Annotated in this window: 19 protein-coding genes and 1 pseudogene; 8 read left to right on the forward strand and 12 right to left on the reverse strand. The window is 41.3% G+C overall.

Annotated elements, in window-relative coordinates; translation table 11 throughout:
* Positions 1–7 precede the first annotated feature (7 nt).
* The 4 genes and pseudogenes from P4S61_RS12305 to pdsR all read right to left on the reverse strand — a co-directional run bounded on the left by P4S61_RS12305 (position 8) and on the right by pdsR (position 3,373).
* The gene (locus P4S61_RS12305) at positions 8–241 is read right to left on the reverse strand and encodes a hypothetical protein (RefSeq protein WP_145235415.1); all 234 of its coding nucleotides are present in this window, start codon (positions 239–241) and stop codon (positions 8–10) included.
* Between the two features lie 50 nt (positions 242–291).
* Complete coding sequence (locus P4S61_RS12310; protein WP_179959192.1) at positions 292–450, reverse strand: hypothetical protein; 159 nt, start codon at positions 448–450, stop codon at positions 292–294.
* Positions 451–552: 102 nt separating this feature from the next.
* Positions 553–2,684, reverse strand: a pseudogene (pdsS, locus tag P4S61_RS12315) (proteobacterial dedicated sortase system histidine kinase).
* On the reverse strand, positions 2,684–3,373 hold the full coding sequence (gene pdsR, locus P4S61_RS12320; RefSeq protein ID WP_145235419.1) for a proteobacterial dedicated sortase system response regulator: 690 nt from the start codon (positions 3,371–3,373) through the stop codon (positions 2,684–2,686). Before pdsR ends, pdsS begins: the two are co-directional and overlap by 1 nt.
* Before the next feature lie 223 nt (positions 3,374–3,596).
* Between pdsR and pdsO the strand changes: the two genes are divergently transcribed.
* From pdsO to P4S61_RS12335, 3 genes are all read left to right on the forward strand, one after another.
* The gene (gene pdsO / locus P4S61_RS12325; RefSeq protein ID WP_145235421.1) at positions 3,597–4,334 is read left to right on the forward strand and encodes a sortase-associated OmpA-like protein PdsO; all 738 of its coding nucleotides are present in this window, start codon (positions 3,597–3,599) and stop codon (positions 4,332–4,334) included.
* An 80-nt stretch (positions 4,335–4,414) separates the two neighbouring features.
* Positions 4,415–6,394, forward strand: coding sequence for a marine proteobacterial sortase target protein (locus P4S61_RS12330; RefSeq protein ID WP_442961562.1), 1,980 nt, complete (start codon positions 4,415–4,417; stop codon positions 6,392–6,394).
* On the forward strand, positions 6,391–6,987 hold the full coding sequence (locus tag P4S61_RS12335) for a class GN sortase (protein WP_145235426.1): 597 nt from the start codon (positions 6,391–6,393) through the stop codon (positions 6,985–6,987). Before P4S61_RS12330 ends, P4S61_RS12335 begins: the two co-directional genes overlap by 4 nt.
* Here the strand turns inward: P4S61_RS12335 and P4S61_RS12340 are convergent.
* The gene (locus P4S61_RS12340) at positions 6,879–7,841 is read right to left on the reverse strand and encodes a DMT family transporter (RefSeq protein WP_145235428.1); all 963 of its coding nucleotides are present in this window, start codon (positions 7,839–7,841) and stop codon (positions 6,879–6,881) included. The genes P4S61_RS12335 and P4S61_RS12340 overlap by 109 nt on opposite strands.
* Positions 7,842–7,970: 129 nt before the next feature.
* Here P4S61_RS12340 and proB point away from each other — a divergent pair, with 129 nt between their 5' ends.
* The 3 genes from proB to gltX all read left to right on the forward strand — a co-directional run bounded on the left by proB (position 7,971) and on the right by gltX (position 11,255).
* Complete coding sequence (gene proB, locus P4S61_RS12345) at positions 7,971–9,074, forward strand: glutamate 5-kinase (RefSeq protein WP_337118340.1); 1,104 nt, start codon at positions 7,971–7,973, stop codon at positions 9,072–9,074.
* A gap of 261 nt (positions 9,075–9,335) precedes the next feature.
* Positions 9,336–9,695 carry a glutaredoxin family protein gene (locus P4S61_RS12350; protein WP_145235432.1) on the forward strand — a complete coding sequence of 120 codons (360 nt, stop codon included), beginning with the start codon at positions 9,336–9,338 and terminating at the stop codon, positions 9,693–9,695.
* Positions 9,696–9,770: 75 nt separating this feature from the next.
* Complete coding sequence (gene gltX / locus P4S61_RS12355; protein WP_145235434.1) at positions 9,771–11,255, forward strand: glutamate--tRNA ligase; 1,485 nt, start codon at positions 9,771–9,773, stop codon at positions 11,253–11,255.
* Positions 11,256–11,509: 254 nt separating this feature from the next.
* On the opposite strand, the gene P4S61_RS12360 is transcribed toward gltX, so the two are convergent.
* The 7 genes from P4S61_RS12360 to lptD all read right to left on the reverse strand — a co-directional run bounded on the left by P4S61_RS12360 (position 11,510) and on the right by lptD (position 20,431).
* Positions 11,510–13,525, reverse strand: a complete 2,016-nt coding sequence (locus tag P4S61_RS12360) for a methyl-accepting chemotaxis protein (protein WP_182731791.1) — start codon at positions 13,523–13,525, stop codon at positions 11,510–11,512.
* Positions 13,526–13,658: 133 nt separating this feature from the next.
* Complete coding sequence (locus P4S61_RS12365; protein ID WP_337118341.1) at positions 13,659–14,474, reverse strand: symmetrical bis(5'-nucleosyl)-tetraphosphatase; 816 nt, start codon at positions 14,472–14,474, stop codon at positions 13,659–13,661.
* A gap of 203 nt (positions 14,475–14,677) precedes the next feature.
* Positions 14,678–15,067, reverse strand: a complete 390-nt coding sequence (apaG, locus tag P4S61_RS12370) for a Co2+/Mg2+ efflux protein ApaG (protein ID WP_145235442.1) — start codon at positions 15,065–15,067, stop codon at positions 14,678–14,680.
* Positions 15,051–15,860, reverse strand: a complete 810-nt coding sequence (gene rsmA, locus P4S61_RS12375) for a 16S rRNA (adenine(1518)-N(6)/adenine(1519)-N(6))-dimethyltransferase RsmA (protein ID WP_145235444.1) — start codon at positions 15,858–15,860, stop codon at positions 15,051–15,053. Before rsmA ends, apaG begins: the two co-directional genes overlap by 17 nt.
* Positions 15,857–16,849 (reverse strand): 4-hydroxythreonine-4-phosphate dehydrogenase PdxA, encoded by a 993-nt coding sequence (pdxA, locus tag P4S61_RS12380; RefSeq protein WP_145235446.1) that lies wholly within the window; start codon positions 16,847–16,849, stop codon positions 15,857–15,859. The genes rsmA and pdxA overlap by 4 nt, the downstream gene beginning before the upstream one ends.
* A gap of 3 nt (positions 16,850–16,852) precedes the next feature.
* Positions 16,853–18,148, reverse strand: a complete 1,296-nt coding sequence (gene surA / locus P4S61_RS12385) for a peptidylprolyl isomerase SurA (protein ID WP_145235448.1) — start codon at positions 18,146–18,148, stop codon at positions 16,853–16,855.
* Positions 18,149–18,184: 36 nt separating this feature from the next.
* A complete protein-coding gene (gene lptD, locus P4S61_RS12390; protein ID WP_145235450.1) occupies positions 18,185–20,431 on the reverse strand; it encodes an LPS assembly protein LptD in 2,247 nt (748 codons plus the stop codon).
* 103 nt (positions 20,432–20,534) lie between these two features.
* Between lptD and P4S61_RS12395 the strand changes: the two genes are divergently transcribed.
* Positions 20,535–21,539, forward strand: coding sequence for an aminoglycoside phosphotransferase family protein (locus P4S61_RS12395; protein WP_337118342.1), 1,005 nt, complete (start codon positions 20,535–20,537; stop codon positions 21,537–21,539).
* The gene (murU, locus tag P4S61_RS12400; RefSeq protein ID WP_145235454.1) at positions 21,539–22,210 is read left to right on the forward strand and encodes an N-acetylmuramate alpha-1-phosphate uridylyltransferase MurU; all 672 of its coding nucleotides are present in this window, start codon (positions 21,539–21,541) and stop codon (positions 22,208–22,210) included. The genes P4S61_RS12395 and murU overlap by 1 nt, the downstream gene beginning before the upstream one ends.
* Positions 22,211–22,213: the final 3 nt, after the last annotated feature.

Consider the following 22,213-nt stretch of genomic DNA (forward strand, 5'->3'; position numbering starts at 1 on the left):
GCAAGCGTTAGCCGTTATCACTTTGTTCTGCACGCTCTTTGTCTTCACTGTTACTGGCAATTTTAAAAGCGATAATCACTAAGCCAAACATAGCAAAAGGTAACGCAGCAAGCATATACTCGGTAACATTGCTATCTTGGAAGCTGGCTTGTAGTAAAAAATGCCCAGCAATACACAGTAAAATAACAATTAGTAAGATCGGTAATAAAATAAGTTCTTTTTTAGCAGAATGAGTTTTCATTATTAGGCAGTACTTTTACAAGGTGCGCCATTGTAATGAGCAAACCGCTTTTAGGTCAAACAACTAGGCTGATAAATTACTTTTGATTGTGTTATGTCATGTTTTTCAGTATCAGAGTTAGGTTCGCTACTGTTTAACTCATCACTATCTTCATAGCTGTATAAATCAAAAATAAAATCAATTTCTTCACGTTTCAGTATCGCTTGCATATTGCCTCCTATCTTATCAACTTAGTTAAGTAGTAAGCATATGTCTGCGCGACTGAATTGTAAGTGAACATTAACCGTACAAAATGTGTATAAATGTAATCCTTAATTATTATTAATAGGCAGTCGAACGGTAAAAGTCACACCATCAGCTTGTTGATTATTAGCCGCGCTAACTGTGCCTTTATGGTATTCACATACCAAACGTACTATATAAAGCCCTAAACCCAAGTGTGGTTGCTGCTGCAGTTGTTGACTACGTACCGACACCATTGAATCAAAAATATGCTCTGTTAATCCCTCGGGTAAAAGTGGACCTAGATTACTGACACATAACAGGGCTTCATTATCATGTTGATCAAGGCTGACACTTATAGCGCTATCTTCAACACTAAACTCTAAGGCATTATTGATTAGTTTATCTAGCAACTGAGCAATAAACTCAGGCGCGCCGCTAAGTAGTAATGGTTGCGGACAAATATTAAGGCTAAATTGTTGCTTTGCATAGGTTAGCTGGTAGCCTTGCATACAACCATTGATCACATTTCGCAAATCAAATGGTTCAGCTTCAGCGCTTTGAATACTTTGCTCAAGGCGAGTTGCTTCGCTCATGGTGGTGATTATTTTACCTAAACGCTCGACCCCTTCACTGGCACGATCAAGGTATTTTTGGCTCAGCTCACTTTGTGGCTGCATTTGTAAGTTTTCAAGGGAACTACGTACGACCGCAACGGGTGTTCTGAGTTCGTGAGATAATCGTGACGACATGGTTTCTAAATAGTTAGTGTAACCACCTAAGCGACTTACAATATTTGCAAAACTGCGAGATAAATCGCCAATTTCATCGTTTGAATCGCTGTAATTAATAGTGCCAGTTACTCGCCCTTGAGCATCAATGGCTTGCTCTGCGGTATCTCTTAAGCGACGAATACGACTGGATATCCTTGATGCAAAAAAGAATAACGTTACTGTGCCTATTAGCATCACTGCTAAAATCACATTAAATAGTTTCTCTAACGATTTGTTGCGTAATGTGCGAACACCATTGGTAGTCTCTTCGGCCACTACAGCACCAATGACCTTATCTTGGATCCAAATAGGATATGCGGCTGATAAAATAACCGCTTTGTTATCTGGAGTGAGTCGCCAAGACGATGCTGGTGTGCCACTGAGTGCTTTACCTATATGTGTGCCTTGCATTGCTGCGACATCGTGCAATGTATCTAAAAATTCATTTTCAGGGCGGGTAAGTACTTTATAGTAAAGTGGATGTAAGTAGTTTTTCTCAAATCGTTGCCACCAGGTTTTTGCTGGCTGGTCGTTAAGCCCATCAGCCCAAACGCCGTCGGCATGATGAATTGATCCCGACTGTGCTAACACGCGGTGATGATTATCAACCACCCAAATTCGGCTGCCGCTGTGACCCATACCTTTTAATATACGATTTATTTCAGGGGAGGGCACCAGCACTGAGCCAATATCATTGGGGTTTTGTAAGTTTGAAGTCGACATAGTCTGTGGCTCAGGCTTGCCTTGATCCCAATCTTCAATCGCAAAGCCGAGCTTATTGCCAAGCATAGTTAGCGGAAACCGCAACTCTATGTTGTAGCCAGTCTCTGTACTGACAAAATAGCCTTGAATTTTTGTTATTGGGGTTTTGCTTTGTGCGTCAAATGCGTTGATCCAGCCATCTTGGCGAGCGGCAACAATATAGTGCTTAAATTCCCCTTGTGGGGTTTTTAACATGATCTGTAAGTGATCATTACGGGTTAAACTTAGGGTGTTTTTAGCGCGATAAACCACCGAGTCATCGGTAACTTTAAATACTGCATATAAAAAGTTTTCATATTTACCAACCATATGCTCAAACGATAAGTCCTCAAGCTGATGGTCTGGTTTATTAGTTTGTAAATAGCGCTCGTCGTAATGCCAAAAAGACTTTGATAAGGCTGCCAGTCCGACAGTTTGCCATCAAGTTGAATGGGGTTACTAAGGTTATAGGCGTAGAGATCACGGCCTTTTATAACCTGATCTAAAAAATTGGTTTGCGAGTCAAATAATGCTGGGCGCTCATGCAGGGCCGTGGCGAGTGCTCGAGTAGTGCCGACTAAGGTTTTTTCTTGACCTTGGCGCAGAAATTTTTCCATTTCCCACACGTATTCATAGCCAAGCCAAGGCAGTAAAAATAAAAAACACGACAGCAATATAAATTTACTGCGCAAACCAAAACGCAGCATTACACTTGCTCCCAGCGATAACCCATACCGTACACGGTATCTATACAATCAAAGTCAGTATCTAAAGCGATAAATTTTTTGCGAATACGTTTAACATGAGAAGTGATAGTGCTGTCATCAACGTAAATCTTTGCATCACTCATTAGTTCGTTACGGCTTTTTACATGCCCAGGGCGCTGTGCCAGTGAATGCAGCATCCAAAATTCAGTTACGGTTAAATCGACTATTTGCTGCTGCCAAAATACTTGCATGCGTTTAGTATCAAGCGTGAGCGGGCCGCGATTGAGTAAAGCATTTTGATCAGCGGGTTGCTCGAGTGCTTCCATACGTCGAAACAGTGCACCGATACGAGCCGCCAAATGCGCCATGCTGATATCTTTAGTGAGATAGTCATCAGCGCCCATGCGTAGGCCACACACAGTATCTATTTCGCTGTCGCGGGCGGTTAAAAAAATAATCGGCAAGGTTTTAGAAAGCGAACGCAGAGTTTGGCATAGTAAGAAACCGCCATCAATTTCATGACCTAAACCAATATCGACAATCGCTAAGTCTGGTAGTGCGTCATTAAAAGCATGCTCTGCACTTTGACGGTTGCTATAGCCGCTGACCAGATAACCCTGCGCGCTGAGCATTTCCATGTAATTTTCGCGGATCGCGGGTTCGTCTTCAATAATTGCAATCTTCTTCATTTACAGCACCTTCTTATATTCTAGTTGCACTATACCTAATTTTTTTGCTTTCGCACTGGCGAAAAAGCAATTGCCTTTTTTTGCCACAATTGCTCAGCAGTTTGCCTTTTTTGCTCCCCTTTGTTGCCACTTGAGCTTGCTTTAATGGCGTTATACCAAATCGGGCAGCTACCAACCCATGAGTTGCCAACTATTAAGTAATTAAGCAAAAAAGGATTACACCATGAAAAAAATGATTATCGCCTGCACTGTCGCTACTATTTTTGCAGCACCTAACTTAGCCCACGCTGACACAGTTGCAGTTAAAGCAAAAGAAACTCATAAAGAAACGGTGATAGGTTTAAGTACGGGGGCAATTGTTGGCGGTATTGTTGGCGGCCCAATTGGTGCCTTTGTTGGTGCATTTGCCGGAGGCTTGATTGGCGAGCAAGAAGTGGCAGAAGATAAAATTGCCGAGCAACAACGAGCTTTAGTTGTGCTGCAAGATAAAACCGATGATTACCAGCATGTACTTGCTCAAAATACGCAAATGAGTGAGCAGCTCGATAAGCTTGAGAGTAATAACGAACGCCTTGCATTAGCCAAAATGCACAACCTAATGGCAATGACCATTCAATTTAAAACCGGTTCAAGTGAGATTGCCCCGCACTTTGCCAGCCAACTTGATCAACTAGTGAATTTACTTCAAAGCCAGCCAGACTTGCAGCTGGATTTAAATGGCTTTGCCGATCAACGTGGTGATGAGCTCGCTAACTTAGCGCTTTCAAAACAGCGAGTCGCAAATGTACAAAGCTACTTAATAAAGCAAGGTATTAGCCATACCCGCTTAACGACTACCGCATTTGGTGAGCAACAAACTGTGGCAGATAGCGATAATTATGAAGAAAACATGTTTGACCGCCGTGTAACGTTAACAACTCGTCCAAGCACGCAGCCGTATAACCAAACCGCGAGTAACTAATCGCCATTTTGCCAAGTAGCCGCCAAGGGAGTGATTTTTATGTTGAGTAAACCAAGCAAAGTGCTGACCCGTAGCCATTTATGGTTACGGGGAAGCCTTTTACCTTCATCGCGTTTGTTAGCTGTGCGAGTAACGCCAGCACATCGCCAGAACTAACTATGTTCGACAGCAATGGTGCAAAGGCAGCGCCTGGCGTTATCTTAAAAAGTGATGCCACCATGACAGTCACCGGATTGATAAACCATGTCTTGGTAACTCAACATTATCGCAATGAAAACCCGTTTGCTGTTAATGCACGCTATGTCTTTCCGCTGCCAGAGGAAAGTGCGGTGCATGCTATGACTATGCACATTGGTGAGCGAGTGATCAAAGGTGAAATTGATAAAAAAGCACAAGCCGAGCTGCGCTTTCAACAGGCGCAACAAGCGGGTAAACAAGCCGCTTTAGTGCGCCAGCAGCGTGCAAACATGTTTGTCACTAATGTGGCAAACATCGGCCCTGGCGAAGAAGTGCAAATAGAGCTGCAATATCAAGAAGTGATTGATTATCGCAGTGGTACATTTGCACTACGATTTCCAACCACGATAACGCCGCGTTACCATCCGATTAATGGGGTATTAAATGAAACAGCAGAGGATATGATTGACTCGCAGAGTAATGAGTTATCATCAGCGAGTATTGCTGCCACCGGTTGGATAGCACCGATTTACATGGCCACTAAAAATGCAGGCGCGGTTCAAGGCGAGTTTAAGCTAACGGTTAATATTGATGTTGGCCTAGAGCTGGTGGATATTCAGTCTAAATATCATCGTATTAATACCGAAAATCTGGCATTTGGTCAGTATCAAGTTACTTTAAATGAACAACGTGCCGTGAAGCGTGATTTTTTACTGGAGTTTAAACCGCTGCAAAAAGAGCAAGCGCAAGCCGCATTTTTTACTGAGCAGCTCAGTAATGGTGAACGTTATGGATTATTAATGTTGCTGCCGCCGGATGATCATTTTACGCAGACTCAGCGTCTAGCAAGAGAAATAATTTTTGTAGTCGACACTTCCGGCTCTATGCACGGACAGTCAATGGAGCAAGCCAAAAGTGCACTTCATTATGCGTTATCGTTACTTGATAGTAACGACAGCTTTAATATTGTCGGCTTTGACGATCAAATTATGCCTATGAGCGATAAACCTGTGCCGGCTAATGATTTTAATTTACGCCGTGCTGAGCGCTTTGTATATAATTTACAAGCTGATGGCGGCACTGATATTAAAGGGGCATTAGATGGTGTACTAGATGCTCGTGAGCATCTAGGGTATGTGCGTCAAGTGGTATTTTTAACCGATGGCAGTGTCAGTAATGAAGATGCATTGTTTAAACATATTAGTGCGCAACTAGGTGATAGTCGTTTGTTTACGATTGGTATCGGTAGTGCGCCTAATAGTTACTTTATGCGTCGAGCTGCAGATGTTGGACGCGGAACGTTTACTTATATTGGCAGCAGTAGTGACGTGCAACCAAAAATGCAGCAACTATTTGATAAGTTAGCTCATCCTGCAATTACTCAACTTGCGCTTAGCAGTGATTTGGCAAATCAAGCTCTTGAATATTGGCCATCGCCGTTACCCGACCTGTATTTTTCAGAGCCGGTGATGGTTGCTATAAAGCTTGATAATAATGCCGGCGTTACTTTAGCGGGGCAAACGGCGCAAGGGCCGTTGTCGATAAAGTTAAATACACAACAAGGGCGACCGGCCCATGGAATTGCAAGGTTGTGGGCACGGCAAAAAATTAAATCATTATTACTTTATAACGAGCAAGAGCAGGTTAAAGCACAGGTTGAGAGTCTAGCGCTTGAACATCAATTACTTAGTCCGTTTACCGCCTTTGTAGCGATTGAACAGACACCATCGAGCACTGTTGCTGAGCAGAATGTGCAAGTGGCTAATCAACGACCTCAGGGTCTAGCAATGAGTTTGCCACAAACTGATGGGCAAAGCAGACTACATATTTTACTCGGTTGCATGCTGTTGGCTGGATTTGCAGTGTTGAGACTGAAAAAATGAAAGCAGTGATTGGCGCTATATTGTTGATTGTTGGCTTGGCGTTGCTTGGTCATGGTAGTTATATGCAAGCTAAAGCGTGGCTGGCACAACACCTTATAGAGCAGGCTTGGCAAGTGGCACTGACAACGCCAGAGCAACAAGTTAAACCCTGGTTCTATGCTGATAGTTATGTAACTGCACAACTGAATTGGCCAAGCCAAAAGCAAACCTTAACAATATTAGCAGGAGCCAGTGGCCGTAACTTAGCGTTTGCCCCGAGTCACTTTTTAGCTAGTGCAGAGCTAGGCTCTGAGCAAGCAGGCGTGTTAATTGCTGGACATAATGACACTCACTTTGCTTTCTTACAAAAAGTGAATGTAGGTGAGCAATTTAGCTTACAAACGCAAAATGGCCAAATTGATCGCTATCGAGTGCGTGGGATTGCGGTTATTCATCAGTCCCAGTACGATTTTTTAGCGCATAAAGGCTTGTATTTATTAACCTGTTATCCGTTTGACTCTTTAGCCTCCGGGACTGAATTACGATTATTAGTCTCTGCCGATAAATTGCCATCACCTGCATCGGTATTATCTATGTCTACTACCAATTCTTGATGACGCTGACTTATCATTACACCTACAAATACCACGCCAATGCTGAGCCATTGGCTAAGAGAAAGCACTTCTCCCAAGATAATTGCTGATAATATTAGGGTGAAAATCGGTATTAAATTTGAATAGGCTGCGGCAGTGAGCACCGACACCTTACTAATTGCGTAATTATACAAACCATAGCCGCCTAAGGTGACGCAAGAGCCTAAATATAAAATACTTAATAATGCGCCAAGGTCGTGTTGATTTTCACTGGGTAAATCAATAAACAGTAAAAATGGCGCAAAGAACAGACTACCGCTAAAACCTTGCAGTGCAATTAAGGTTAATGGTGAGTAGCGAGCAACTAAATGTTTAACTGAAATAGTATAAAATGCAGCGCAGACCATTGCCATTAACTCCAAAAAGTTACCCAGCAATGGATTGGGAGCCTGCTCTGAGCTTGGCGACATTAAAGTTAATAAGATACTGCCGCCAATACAAAAAGTGAAACCAATAACAATGGCCTTACTAATGTACTCTTTGAGCATAAAAAACGCTAAAAGTGCTACGATAATCGGTAAGCACGATACAATAACTCCCGCTTGAGAAGCTGAAGTATATTCCATCGCATGGCCTTCAAATAAAAAATACAAACAGGGCTCAGCCAGCGACATCCCCACCAGATATTTCCAGTCACCTTGATGATATTTAAAGCGAATAACGTAACGCCATAAGCACAATGCCATGACTAAGGTGGTTAACATGCGTAAAAAAATCACCAGTGCAGGGTCATAAATGGCGATCGCGTATTTCAGCGCGATAAAAGAACTGCCCCATAAAAAGGTGGCGATTATTAAACATAAACTGGCTGGCATGAAGGTCGCTTTAAAGTGAATTAAAACACGATCCTAGCACGTCAGCACCGTGATTGAATATTTTTAACTTGTTCAAAAATCGATAACTGGTATAAATAAATCCTTCAATATTTTTGTGTAGTAAAAAGCATGCAAAGGGCACAGGTAATAGTGGTTAAGCTGGGAACGAGTGTACTCACTGGTGGAACCGATAAACTCGACAAAGCACACATGGTTGAATTAGTTCGCCAATGTTGTGAATTAAAAAAGCAAGGTCATCAAGTTGTGCTGGTATCAAGTGGCGCGGTGGCTGCTGGCCGAGAGCAACTATTAAAACCCTGCGGTCGTTCTTTGATTGATAAACAGATGCTTGCCGCGATTGGTCAAGGTCAGCTTATCCACATTTGGCAAAGCTTATTTGCTTTATATGGCGTCAATGTAGGGCAAATGCTACTGACTCGCGCTGACGTTGATGACCGAGAACGCTACCTCAATGCCCGCGATACTTTAACTGCATTATTAAGTTATGACGTGGTGCCAATCATTAATGAAAATGATGCGGTCGCAACTGCTGAAATTAAAGTAGGTGATAACGACAACCTCTCAGCACTGGTCGCTATATTAGCTAATGCCGACAAATTATTATTACTAACCGACCAAGAAGGTTTATTTACCAGTGATCCACGTACTGATGTTAATGCGCAATTAATTGACGAAGTGGCACATATTGATGATGAGTTACGCCAGCTTGCTGGTGGCAGTGGAACTAGTCTAGGCACGGGTGGTATGGCAACGAAATTGCAAGCCGCTGATATCGCTCGTCGAGCCAGGGTGGAAGTGATTATAGCCAAAGGTGCTGGTAAAAATGTGATCCTTAATTGTATGAGCGAACAGTTACCAGGAACACGCTTTGTAAAGCTAACAGCGCCAAGAGATGGCCGTAAAAAATGGCTGTTAGCTGGACCTAAAAGTAGTGGCCAAATAGTGATTGATGATGGCGCAGTAAATGCTTTACAGCAACAAGGCGCTAGTTTATTAGCCAAAGGCGTACGCGGTGTGCGCGGGCAGTTTGAACGTGGCGATTTGATTGATTTAGTCACCAGTGATCAACAATTAGTGGCCCGTGGGTTAGTACGTTTTAGTAAAGCTGAAACCGATACTATTAAAGGTTGTCATTCAAGTGAAATTACAAAGTTGCTAGCTTTTGATTGCGGTAGTGAAGTGATCCATCGAGATGATTTGGTGTTGTTTTAGATTATCAAGCTACTACATTGTAAAACATTAAAGTCATCCCTTGAGGATATAAATGAATAGTTTAATAATACAGCAAGACTCAAGCTTTTATTCTTTGATGCCGGCCTTTTCACTGCGGTATTGAGTTTTGCTTTATATTTTTAAAATAACGTGGATTGCTTTACCTTTTAGGAGATGGATTCGCGTTCTTTGATGCTATTTTAGCTTTATATTTTGTGCTAAAATCTGTGCCCTTAAATTGTTGTAAACAGGGCCCAGTTGATGAAATTAGTTCGTTGGTTATTAGGTAGTTTGATCTTATTTTTTGATTTTGTTTTTACACCACGTAGTAAAAAACGTCCTGCGGGAGAGCAAGCTCAGCTTGATCAACTCACTGCACAATTTAAACTATATCAATTCAAAGCTTGCCCATTCTGCGTAAAAGTGCGCCGTGCAATTAAACGCGAAGGGTTAAAAGTTGAAACGCGCGACGCGAAAAGTAATGAACAGTATCGTCAAGAATTGCTCGAACAAGGCGGAAAAATAAAAGTACCGTGTCTACGTATCGAAAAAGATAACCAAGTCACTTGGTTATATGAATCAAACGATATCATTGCTTACTTAAATAAAGCTGCAGCTTAATATTCATTTTTCAAGCGCATTTGCTGTGTTAGCATTTAGCGCATATTTTATTGTCCATTGAAAGAGAACATAACCATGACAATTCGTACACGTGTTGCGCCGTCACCAACTGGTGACCCGCATCTTGGTACCGCTTATATCGCCTTATTTAATTACTGTTTTGCTAAGCAGCAAGGTGGCGAATTTGTACTTCGTATTGAAGACACAGACCAAGTACGTAGCACACCAGAATCAGAGCAAGCGATTATGGATAGTCTTCGTTGGTTAGGGCTTGAATGGGATCATGGTCCTGATGTCGGTGGTGAGTTTGGTCCTTATCGTCAATCAGAGCGTAGCGATTTATATAAAAAATATGCACATCAGTTAGTTGATGATGGCAAAGCATTTTATTGTTTTGCAACCAGCGAAGAGCTGGACCAAATGCGTGAAGAGCAAATGGCTGAAGGCCTGCGTCCTAAATACGATGGTCGTGGTTTAAACCTTACGGATGACGAAATTAAAGCCAACTTAGCTGCCGGTAAGCCTTACGTTATACGTATGAATATTCCAAGCGAAGGTACCTTTAAATTTAACGATTACTTACGTGGTGAAATTGAGATCCCGTGGGAAAACGTTGATATGCAAGTGTTACTTAAAGCCGATGGTTTCCCAACTTACTTTTTAGCTAACGTGGTTGATGACCACCATATGGAAATTAGCCATATTTTCCGTGGTGAGGAGTGGATCAACTCTGCGCCTAAGCTGCTAAAATTATATGAAGATTTTGGTTGGCAAGCGCCGGTGCTTGGTCACTTACCACTATTACGTAATCCAGATAAGTCAAAGCTATCTAAGCGTAAAAATCCAACTTCTATTAATTACTATAAAGAAATGGGGTACTTACCTGAAGCGGTACTTAACTACCTTGGACGCATGGGCTGGTCAATGCCGGATGAGCGTGAAAAGTTCACGCTTGCTGAAATGATTGAACATTTTGATATGAAGCGTGTATCTCTCGGTGGCCCAGTATTTGACGTTGATAAACTAAGCTGGTTAAACGGCATGTGGATCCGCGAAAACTTCAGCAACGAAGAGCTAATTCAGCGCTTTGTAGATTGGAAGTTTAATGGGGCAATGCTTGCTAAAGTATTACCAGAGGCGAAAGCCCGCATTAATACCCTATCAGATATGGTTGATTTAGCCGGTCATTTTGTCGGTGGTATTCCAACTTACGACCCTGCGTTACTGACCGCTGGTAAAGCCGATGAAGATGTAATTCGCCAAGCTTTACAGTTCTTTATCTGGGAGCTTGAGGGCTTACGAAGCTGGGAGAAATCAGCAATATTTGCTATAGCTAAAGCGGTGTCTACTTTCCATGAGCTGAAGATTAAAGACTTTTTAGAGCCGATATTTGTCGCTATTACTGGCAAAACGTCTTCAACATCAGTACTTGATGCAATGGAAATATTAGGCTCAGATCTATCGCGCGCACGTTTACGTGTAGCACTTGCGCATTTAGGTATCTCTAAAAAGCAAGCGAAGAATATTGAGCGTGCGTATCGCGAGTATCCTGCTGCATAGGTAAAGTAATCTAGCTAAGCTTGATGATCATTAAAAGCCGAACTTTATTAACGTGGAGTTCGGCTTTTTTGTGGAAAAATAATGGAGTATTGCCAACAAGCAAAGCTAGTGTGTGGACGATGAAATTATAACAGTTGGCTGTTCTCACGCAATTTGTTAGCTCAGCAGTGAAAAGTGGGGTATCGGTGGTTTATTTTTCGAAAAAAAGCCGTGTTTTAAATCAACACGGCTTTGTTGTTTTAATTTGCTTTGCCCTAGACTTTGAACTCATCTACAGACAAGCGTAACTCTTCGGCAAGTTTAGCGACCTCAGAGCTTGATATATTAGTCTGATTAGCTCCTTCAGCGGTTTGTTCAGCAATGGCTACGATAGACTCAAGGCGCTCGCTAATCTCTTGTGAGACTTGTTGTTGCTCTTGTGCTGCTGTCGATATTTCTTCACTCACATCATGTGCTAAAGCAACCGCTGAGGTGATTGAATCCAGTGCTGCGTTGGCTAGGTCTGATTGTTCAACACAAGAATCAGCTTGTTGCTTGCCTTTAGACATTGCAGTTACGGCTGCTTCCGCGCCTGTTTGCAATGATTCGATCATGGCTTGAATTTCTTGAGTCGAGGCTTGTGTTTTACTAGCCAATGAACGAACCTCATCAGCAACAACGGCAAAACCACGACCTTGTTCACCAGCACGTGCTGCTTCAATAGCTGCATTAAGTGCTAGTAAGTTAGTTTGATCCGCGATACCACGAATAACATCAAGAATACTACCAATTGAGGCGCTATCTTGATGAAGCTTATTAATGACTAGTGAGGCTGATTCAACTTCACGAGCTAGCTGCTCAATGGTCGATTTATTCTGGCTAGAAATACCCTTAACACGCTCAGCTTCTTTATCGGCATTTTTGATTTCTTTAAGTGCCTGTTGTGCGCTATTGCTTACTGTTTGTGAGGTACTGCTCATTTCCGTTGTCGCTGTTGCAGCTTGTTCTACCTGTGCTTGTTGATTACGAATTGCTTGACTTGATTCACCGGTGATAGCAGACGTTTCTTCTGAGGCCGCAGCAAGTTGTGTGGAACGAGATATAATACCTTGGATCAAGCTGCGTAAGCTGGCTATAAGTGTATTACAGCTACGCGATAGTTCACCAAATTCATCTTTAGCTGTATCGTCTAGACGTTGTGTCATGTCGCCACTAGCAACAATATCAAGAATGCGGTTTACTTCTGCAAGCGGTTTAATAATGCGGTTAACCGTTATATAAGCTACGATTATGGCTAACAAAGTTGCGCTGATCATACCAACCCAGGTCCATAAATTAGCTGAATCTACGTCGGTCCTAACTTCTTTTTGCAATTCAAAAGCAACATTACTAGCTTGAGAAACTAATTCATTAAGTTGTTTTATTGCAGTTGCCGTAGCTTGCTCTGCCTCTGTAAGTTCCTTTTCAGTCATTGCGATTACATCAATTAAACGCTTTTTGTTAGCTGAAATACTATTGTTGCCGAGAATGTTATCGCGAAGAGAGACGAAGTAATTGTTTAGATCGTTATATAAACCAGGCTCTGCTGCTTCAACAACCGGTTTTAGTAGCTTTAAGCTACGCTCAATCTCCTCTAAATAATAAAGCTGCTCATTTTTGACGATATCTAAGGTATTTTGGGTTTTAACTGTCAGCATGTCAGTGCTGTTGGTGACTAAAGACAAAAAGTTATTTTCTAATTTATTAGCCGCTTGATAGGCTCTGCTATCACTGCTTTCTAAACCATCAATATCGATAATATCCAAAACCACAGAATTAGCATCTTCCGCTGCAAGCTCTATCGTTTCTAATTGTGCTCGTAATGATTTATTGAGTTCTAATTGGGTTTTTTTATCTTTTAATAAATCTTCTACTAATTTAATAAAGCTTTTGTAAGTTCGCTCAACGTTTTGACTATTTTGATTTAGTTGATCGTTGTCACGTACAACGAGTTTTAACTGTGAATAAGCTTTATCAAAGCGTTGTTTTTGTTCGAACACCAACTTTTCAATTGGCGCAAGCTCTGCTGCTGAAGAGGTATAAAAACTAGCTTGGGCGGCTTTACTCATCAGGATAAACTCAACCTGTAGTTCTGAGCTTTGTTCTAATGCCGGCAATGATAATTGATTTACTTGCTGTGCTGAATTATTAATATTTGCGATTCTGAACAGTGAATTACCCCCAATTAAAAGAAGTAATAAGGTGATACAAATAAAACCACCCCAAATACGTTGGCTGACAGTTAAGTTCATATAAAAATTCCATAAAGAGAGTAGCAATTAGACTTTATCGGCTTTATTGCGGATAAGTTAAGTAATTAAATTCAATTACTTTTAACATTCGTTACTATAAATCTAACAGAAGATGATTAATTTTTCAGTTAAATTAGATGAAATCAGTAGAATTAGCGCTAAAGTATTGCTTATTTTTTAACTCCATCAAGCTCAGCTTCCCACCCCATACACAGCCTGTATCCAAAGCATGGATATTTGCATGATTAGTTACGCCCTCAAGAGCAGCCCAATGTCCAAATACAATATGCTGTTTAAAAGTTGTAAATTTTGGGTGCTCAAACCAAGGCATCATTGCAGTAGCGTTAGTAATACTACCTTTATAGCTTAACTCTAATTGTTCATCAAGGGTTAAAAATCGCATTCTGGTAAAGTAGTTAACAATATAACGAAATCGCTCAAACTCATTGAGTTGCTCACTCCAAAGGCCTGGGTGCTGCTCATACATATGTTTGAAAAAATCGCGCGCATTCTCACCTTGATAGCAGGATTCAGCAAATTGAGCATGTTGCAGAGCCTGCTCAATGGACCATGCGGGGTTGAGGCCGGCGTGGCTAATAAATACCTGTTCTGTTTCAAGCCATAGAGCCAATGGTTGCTGCTTTAGCATGGCTATATAAGCAGGTAGTTTTGCTGAACCAAGCAGGGCGGTGAGCTTGTCTTTTGGATTAGCGGGTTTATCTAACATATAATTGGCAATCAGATGTAAGTCATGATTACCTAAGGTAACGGTGATACTATCTTGATGTGTATATAAATAATCTAGGCAGGCAAGAGAGTCGGGGCCGCGGGCGACAATGTCGCCCACTAAATAAAGGTTGTCTTTACTTGGGTTGAAGTCAACTTGCAGCAACAAAGCTTGAAATTCTTTATAACAACCTTGTAGATCACCTATCGCATAATTTGCCATTATTTAACCTAAATTCGGGAGAATAAATCTATCTCCTGTGGCTATTTTCAACGCTAACTGCGTTGAATCTACTTGCAATAGGCCAGCTATTGACGCGTAAATTCGCCTTGTTATCTCTGAAAATCTCCGACAGGACAGCTTAAAGGCTAGTTATATCATTAAATCAATGCGTTAATAAATATCTTAACCCGATTTCAGGTTATTTAATGTAAAATATTAGGCAGTGATAAACGAAAAACATTAATAGGTGCATCAAACTCTGTACCGAACTCATTCTTCAAGGTGTAATAACCTTGCATCGTTCCTACGGGAGTATCTAGCACTGCACCACTGGTATATTTATAGCTTTCACCAGGACCAATAGTTGGTTTTTCACCGACGACGCCTTCACCTTGTACTTCGATTTCTTTACCATTTGCATCAGTGATCAACCAATAGCGGCTAATTAACTTTGCGCTGCATAGACTGTGATTTTTAATGGTAACGGAATAAGCAAATACATATTTATCAAGTTCAGGTTGTGATTGACCCTCAACATAAAATGTTTCTACCGATACTTTGATGGGTGAGCCCAAATTACTGCTTGTTGTCATAAATCCAATTAGCTATATCAATAAATTGTTGTAACGAAAGGCTTTCAGCACGCAACGTGATATCTATACCAATGCTAGTTAATTCATCTGCGGTGAGTAAATTAGCTAAGCTGTTGCGCAGTGTTTTGCGGCGCTGATTAAAGGCCTCTAAACACACAGTGTTAAGAATTTTAGTACTTTTTGCTGTACGTTGCTCTGGCTTTTTCGGTATTAAACGAATAACGGCAGAATCAACTTTCGGTGCTGGTTTAAAACACTCTGGTGGTACTTCGATGACAGGCATTGCATTACAGTAATACTGTGTCATTACGCTCAAGCGACCAAATGTTTTACTACCAGGTCCTGCTACCATGCGTTTCACCACTTCTTTTTGTAGCATAAAGTGCATATGCTCAATGTTGTCGGCAAACTCAAATAAATGGAACAGCAATGGTGTTGAAATATTGTATGGTAAATTACCAAACACTTTTAGTTTGTTGCGGTCAGCTTTGATCAAACTTGAAAAATCAAATTTCATCGCATCACCTTGATGCACAGTAAGCTTAGGCCCTAAAAATGGGTGCTCAGTTAAGCGCTGGGCTAAATCTTTATCTAGTTCAACAACCGTTAAGTGGCCACTTAGCTCACTTACCGGTTCAGTGATAGCACCTAGACCAGGACCGATTTCAACTAAATTATCTTCAGGTTTAGGATCAATCGCGGTGACGATTTTATCGATGATCATCTCATCACATAAAAAGTTTTGCCCAAAACGTTTGCGGGCGCGGTGTCCTAAATGTACTTTATCTGTCATTGATTTTGTGCTTTTTCATGGGCGAGCTTAATTGCTTCGCGGATCGCTAATTCAAAACTACCTACATCAGCATCACCAGTACCTGCTAAATCGAGCGCCGTACCGTGATCAACTGAGGTGCGTATAAACGGCAAACCAAGGGTGATATTAACTGATTTGCCAAAACCTTTGTATTTTAGCACAGGTAAACCTTGATCGTGATACATTGCAAGCACTGCATCAGCTTGTGATAGATATTTGTCTTGGAACAAGGTGTCAGCAGGCAATGGCCCGATTAAATTCATACCTTCACTATTTAGCTGTTCAATGGTTGGGGTGATGGTGTCAATCTCTTCACGCCCTAAATGGCCATCTTCACCCGCATGAGGGTTAAGCCCACAGACTAAAATACGTGGTTTTTCGATACCAAATTTAGTTTGTAAATCATGGTTTAAAATACCTGCAACTTTACTTAAACGCTCACTTGTAATAGCACGTGATACATAAGCCAGTGGGATGTGCGTGGTCACTAGTGCAACTCTTAAGCCTTCAGTAGCTAATAACATCACCACATCAGGGGTGTTTGATTGCTGGGCAAAGTATTCGGTATGGCCACTAAATGAAATGCCAGCTTTATTGATAATACCTTTATTAACAGGACCAGTTACAACGGCTGCAAACGTACCATTCATATTCTTTTCGCACGCGATACGCAAGGTATCGAGTACGTATTGACCGTTGGCATCATTTAACACACCCATCTCAACGTCGGCACCTAAATCAACTTGGTGCAGATAGACACTTCCTGCAGGGGCGATTACAGCTGGTGCATTTTCATCAAATGGAATTAAATTGATTGTTAAACCAAGCTGTTTGGCTCGCTGTTGTAATAATTGCTTATCAGCAATCACAACCAGCTGCGCAGGCCAATCATGCTGTGCAAGTTGCAACAGTAAATCTGGGCCGATCCCGGCAGGTTCGCCAGGAGTAATTGCAATACGTAGGATCATTGGTTATTCATCAATTGGGAAAATTTCAACATGGGCTTGCTCACGCATTTCTTGCTGCCAGTTAAAGCTTTCTTCTTTAAATTTACGATTAAAGAGCATGCCGTGAGCACGGTTACGTTTAGCTAGTTCGGTTTTATCAGCTATACGTTTGTCTAATAGCTGCACTATATGCCAACCAAATGTGGTTCTAAACGGGTCACTGATCTCATTTTTATCAAGTGATAGTAGGGCATCTCTAAACTGTGGCGCATAGGTCGTAGGATCTGTCCAATCGTACTCTCCACCTTTAAGTGCAGAGCCTGGATCTTCTGAATACTCTTTAGCAAGTTCACCAAAGTCAGCAGTCCCAGCACGTAAATCTTTAGCAAAGCCATTAAGCATATTGCGGGCTTTTTCTTCGCTTAAGATGATTGACGGCTTGATTAAGATATGGCGAGAGCGCACTTCGGTTGTTTCAACAACCTGGCGACCACGAATGTCTTGAACTTTAATAATATGAAAACCAGCGCCTGAACGAAGCGGGCCTATAATGGCATCTTTTTTGGTGCCCTTAACTGCTTCAGCAAAGAGTGATGGCATTTCATTAATGCTCATCCAGCCTAATTGACCACCTTCAAGTGCTTTTGAACCACTTGATGATGAAATGGCGATACGTTTAAATTCTTTCCCGTCTTGTAAAAACTCAATAACTTTATCTGCGCGAGTTTTTGCGCTAGCAATTTCATCCGCAGTGGCATTATTTGGAATATCAACGAGGATATGGCCAATGTCATACTCTTCCGTATTTTGACCTTGGCTTTCCATTATTTTTAAGAGATTATCAACTTCTTGTGGGCTAATATAAATACGACGGTCTACGTTTGCGCGCATTACTTGTTGAGTTGTGATCTCTTTACGAATTTCTTCACGATAAGATTGGAAACTCTCGCCTGATGATTCAATAGTACGGCGTAGGTCTGCGATTGTTCCGCCTTGCTCTTTCGCCATACCAACCAAAGTTTGGTCCAGTTGGCTATCAGAGATTTCTAACCCCATACGCTCAGCTAATTGCATCATCAACGCTTGATTTACTAAACGCTCCATTGCTTGAATACGTAGCGTATCATCCGAAGGTAATTCTTGTCCTTGCTCTTTGGCTTGGGTTTTTACGCGGTTAACAATAGTGTTTACTTCACTTTGTAAAATAACCCCTTGGTTTACAATACCAACCACCTTATCTATTTCAACAGGGGCTGCGAAAGCGCTTTGGCATAAACCAAGCGTCAAAAATGCTGATGCTAATAATTTTTTTAAATTCATACTTTTTCTAATACTCTTGCTAATAGTACGGTGATACTAGTTATTAAGAAAATACGGTCTACGATAGCCAAAAATACCTTGTTGTAATAATTTTTGTGCATCATAACGGCTTTTACTACCTAACCCTTTTAAGACAATATTAAATCCAATACTTGAATCAAAAGTGGCTTGTTCTTGGCCTATCGCTTGATTTAAATCAGTTGCGATTTGGCGACGGGCGGTAACTTGAAAGGCCCAACAGCATGATTCATATTGCAATCCGCTGAACACCTCGACACTACGACCGTTTTCTAAATCACGGTGATAGCTACTTACAAACTGCCATTGATCACTGAGCGGAATGCTAGTAAAAAAGCCAACTTGTTCGATTGTATTGCCTGAGACATCATTTGCATAGCGATGGTTCAATTGAACGAGTTGATTATCGTCACCTTTATAATCTAAGGTCACATTTGACTGGATAATCTGTTTACCATCGGTGTCATATTGAATTCCGCCTGATAAATACCAGCGGCGGTGCCAATGTAACATGGTTTGTGCGGCAAACAAGGCATTATAGTTGGTATCTGAGTTTAACCCTTGCGATGTTGGCTTGGCTGAGTCACTTAAATAAAATATTTGACCAGCACTAAAATTAAACAACTCTTCACTTTTATTATTAAATAAACGCGTGGTTGCACCTAATGTAAATTGATTTGCTGCGGCTATACGATCCACACTTGAAAAACGACTATCACGGAATAAACCAAAAAAATCATCTTGTAATTTTGTTGTATCGTATAAACCTATATTGGATTGATCTTTATTCGGTGTATACAAATACTGCAGTTGTGGCTCTAAGGTTTGAATACCATCATCAGCGAAGATAGTGGTTTCACGCTCAAAGTTTAATTGGCTGTATAAACGCACTTTAGGCAAAGTACGCGATACTGATTTAGCATAATCAGTATTTGCCAAATCACCTTCTTGCTTATAGTTAGTGTGCAATACGCTAAATTCAGATAAAAACGACCATGCATGCTCTTGGTAGCCGTAGCTTGCTTTTGGTTCGATGTGTAAACGAGTTGCCTTTTCAATAACTTGAGTGTCATTTGTAAAGTGGCTCAGTTCACCGTCTAGGGTAAGTTCAATATCCTGAAAACTAAATGGTGCTGTTTGCGAAAAGCTAATTTGTGGCCACGCCGCATACGATTCAACATGATCACCGAGCACTTCAAAGTTTTGTACTTTTATATCTGTACGCCAAGTATCACCTAAGTGTGATAACGAGCCAGTACGGTACAGTTGTGTGTCAGTACGTGTTGCGTAATTAGAACCCAAATCAGTGAGATAGTTATCATCGCTGACGTTGGTTATATCAACATTAGCACGCCAATTTTCGGCAAAATAACTTTGTTGTTGCCAGTGAAATAGAAAGCGCTCTTTGAGTTCTGGTTCGGAGTCGTCTTTGTCAAGGTATTCAAGTGCTACGAGACCTTCATTGCTATCACTCAAATAACGAAATTCGGTTTGCAGCTGCAAGCCTTTTTTAGACATATAGCGTGGTGTAATCGTGGCATCAAAGTTTGGTGCAATATTCCAATAATATGGAGTAACTGTTTCTACGCCGTAGCGATCTGAACTGGAAATATTGGGTGTTAATAAGCCCGACTTTCTGCGATTATCAATTGGGAAAGTGAAATAGGGTAAATAAAGTACAGGCGTATCCATAATACGCAATACCATATCATGGGTTTCGCCCCAGCCTTCATCACTGGATAATAAAATTTGTTCAGCTTGAATTGCCCACACGGGCGTATCGCTTGGACAGGTAGTAAAGCTTGCGTTCAGCAGATCTAAGCCAGACTTATTAATAGTGAGCTTTTCCGCTCCGCCGTGTGCTTGTTGATCCGTCAGCTTATAATCGGCACCAAGTAGGCTGATTTCAGAACTATTTAAATCAGCATTAAGACCTGAGCTATTTACTTCACTGATAGTGTCACGGTAAGTAATAGGGCCAGTTGCATTAAGTAACCCACGCTGTTTGTCAATTAGCGCACTTTGTGCGGACAAACTCATAGTAAGGGTGTTAATATCAACATTACCGGTAAATTCTGCGCTTTGGGTGCCAAGCAGTTCAATATCATCTGAACGGATATCGATCATGCCTAAGTCAAGGCCAGCAAGCGGTTGCCAAGCTCTGGTTTGCATTGAATTGCCACAAAAGTTGTGTGTCAGTTCAGTTTCGGCGAACGATGGTGCGCTGATCACACTTAGCATCATCATGCCCCAGGTTTTGCTCATTTATTAACCTTAATATGCTGTCGTTGGATGTAAGAATGACATAATAAAGGAAAACAATGGCAAATACAGTAATTGACTTAGTGAAAAATAGATATCTTGTAAAATGAATCGTTATAAAAGTTTACAGCAGTTTTTAAATCCGCACTTCGAAGATGAAGTATACCAGCTAGCTGCGATCACCGGAGACGCCAGCTTTCGTCGTTATTTCCGTCTAAATCGCGGTCAAGATAGCTATATAGTTATGGACTCAGATCCAGCTAAGCTCGATAACACTCCTTATATAGAACTCAACAAAGTTTTTTCTGAGCATGGTTTCAAACTACCAAAAATATTACATGCTGATGAAAAGCAAGGGTTCTTCTTATTAAGCGATTTAGGCAACACACATCTTGCTGATATGCTAGATGATAAAGAACGTATTAATCACTATAAACACCTTATAAAACTTAGTGCACAATGGGCAAAAATGCCGCCTGTTGAGCACATGAAAGATTTTGATCGGGCATTTTTAGAATTAGAACTAAGTATTTTTTTAGAATGGTTGGTAGAGGGATTTTTAGAGCTAGAAGTTACTGTTGCAGAACGTACTTTATGGCAAACGAGCTGTGAGTTATTAATTGAAAATATACTCGCGCAACCTAGCGTCACCGTACACCGTGATTTTCATAGCCGTAATATTATGCACAGTGAACAGCAATGGGCAATTATTGACTATCAAGATGCCGTGCAAGGCCCGGTATGCTATGACCTGGTATCGTTACTGCGTGATTGTTATTTTAAACTTCCTCACGATGAACTTGAATACTTACTTGAGCATGCATTTGCTGAGTTTGAGCAACAGGGCTTGCTCAGTAACATCAGCTTTGCAACCTTTAAACAATGGTTTGATTTAACCGGTATTCAACGCCATTTAAAAGCGGCGGGTATTTTTTGCCGGTTAAATTTACGCGATGGTAAACTCGGTTATATGGATAATGTATTACCGACACTGCGCTACATTAGTGATGTGGCGCAAGATCATTCATCGTTGGTGGAGCTGGGTAAATGGATCAACAGTAAGATTATTCCTGCTACCTTAGTCGCACTTAATAAAGTGCCAACTAAATAATGAAAGCGATGATTTTAGCCGCGGGTCGCGGTCAGCGAATGATGCCACTTACCGCAGAATTACCTAAACCTATGTTAAAGGTGCAAGGAAAACCATTAATCGAGCATCATATTGAGCGACTAAAAACAGCAGGGATCACTGATTTTATTATTAACCTTGCTTGGCAAGGAGATAAGATCCGTGCTTACTTTGGCGATGGTAGCCGGCTTGGTGTACATATTGAGTATAGCCAAGAGCCTGAGCAGGGATTAGAAACTGCAGGTGGTATTATTCAAGCATTACCTTTGCTTGGTGAGCAATTTATTGTTATTAATGGCGATATATTTACCGACTATGATGTTAGTTCATTACTGCATATTCACTTAGATGCGGGCGAGGCACATATTGTGTTGGTTGAAAATCCAGCCCACAACCCAAATGGTGACTTTACGTTGCGTCATCTAAGCGCAGATAGCCCCAAGTATACATTTTCTGGTATTAGTCGCTTTCATCAGCAATTTTTTGCAGGAATTACAGCGGGTACTCATCGCTTAGGGCCATTATTAAAAAGTAAATTGGCTGAGCATGTTGTCTCTACGGAGCTGTACATAGGTAACTGGGACGATATCGGAACTCCAGAACGATTAGCTCAATTGAATGAGTTGTTGATAGAGCAACAAAAAACTCATTAAGTA

Origin of the sequence: Pseudoalteromonas sp. B160 (assembly GCF_037162485.1) — a bacterium.
GTDB classification, from domain to species: domain Bacteria; phylum Pseudomonadota; class Gammaproteobacteria; order Enterobacterales; family Alteromonadaceae; genus Pseudoalteromonas; species Pseudoalteromonas rhizosphaerae.

Bases quoted from the DNA above. Each gene is read 5' to 3' on its own strand.
- pdsO (WP_145235421.1), top strand. From the start codon at position 3,597: ATGAAAAAAATGATTATCGCCTGCACTGTCGCTACTATTTTTGCAGCA.
- P4S61_RS12310 (WP_179959192.1), bottom strand. From the start codon at position 450: ATGCAAGCGATACTGAAACGTGAAGAAATTGATTTTATTTTTGATTTA.
- P4S61_RS12330 (WP_442961562.1), top strand. From the start codon at position 4,415: ATGGTTACGGGGAAGCCTTTTACCTTCATCGCGTTTGTTAGCTGTGCG.
- P4S61_RS12360 (WP_182731791.1), bottom strand. From the start codon at position 13,525: ATGAACTTAACTGTCAGCCAACGTATTTGGGGTGGTTTTATTTGTATC.
- murU (WP_145235454.1), top strand. From the start codon at position 21,539: ATGAAAGCGATGATTTTAGCCGCGGGTCGCGGTCAGCGAATGATGCCA.
- lptD (WP_145235450.1), bottom strand. From the start codon at position 20,431: ATGAGCAAAACCTGGGGCATGATGATGCTAAGTGTGATCAGCGCACCA.
- rsmA (WP_145235444.1), bottom strand. From the start codon at position 15,860: ATGACAGATAAAGTACATTTAGGACACCGCGCCCGCAAACGTTTTGGG.
- pdsR (WP_145235419.1), bottom strand. From the start codon at position 3,373: ATGAAGAAGATTGCAATTATTGAAGACGAACCCGCGATCCGCGAAAAT.
- P4S61_RS12335 (WP_145235426.1), top strand. From the start codon at position 6,391: ATGAAAGCAGTGATTGGCGCTATATTGTTGATTGTTGGCTTGGCGTTG.
- P4S61_RS12365 (WP_337118341.1), bottom strand. From the start codon at position 14,474: ATGGCAAATTATGCGATAGGTGATCTACAAGGTTGTTATAAAGAATTT.
- gltX (WP_145235434.1), top strand. From the start codon at position 9,771: ATGACAATTCGTACACGTGTTGCGCCGTCACCAACTGGTGACCCGCAT.
- P4S61_RS12395 (WP_337118342.1), top strand. From the start codon at position 20,535: ATGAATCGTTATAAAAGTTTACAGCAGTTTTTAAATCCGCACTTCGAA.
- P4S61_RS12305 (WP_145235415.1), bottom strand. From the start codon at position 241: ATGAAAACTCATTCTGCTAAAAAAGAACTTATTTTATTACCGATCTTA.
- pdxA (WP_145235446.1), bottom strand. From the start codon at position 16,849: ATGATCCTACGTATTGCAATTACTCCTGGCGAACCTGCCGGGATCGGC.
- apaG (WP_145235442.1), bottom strand. From the start codon at position 15,067: ATGACAACAAGCAGTAATTTGGGCTCACCCATCAAAGTATCGGTAGAA.
- proB (WP_337118340.1), top strand. From the start codon at position 7,971: ATGCAAAGGGCACAGGTAATAGTGGTTAAGCTGGGAACGAGTGTACTC.
- surA (WP_145235448.1), bottom strand. From the start codon at position 18,148: ATGAATTTAAAAAAATTATTAGCATCAGCATTTTTGACGCTTGGTTTA.
- P4S61_RS12340 (WP_145235428.1), bottom strand. From the start codon at position 7,841: ATGCCAGCCAGTTTATGTTTAATAATCGCCACCTTTTTATGGGGCAGT.
- P4S61_RS12350 (WP_145235432.1), top strand. From the start codon at position 9,336: ATGAAATTAGTTCGTTGGTTATTAGGTAGTTTGATCTTATTTTTTGAT.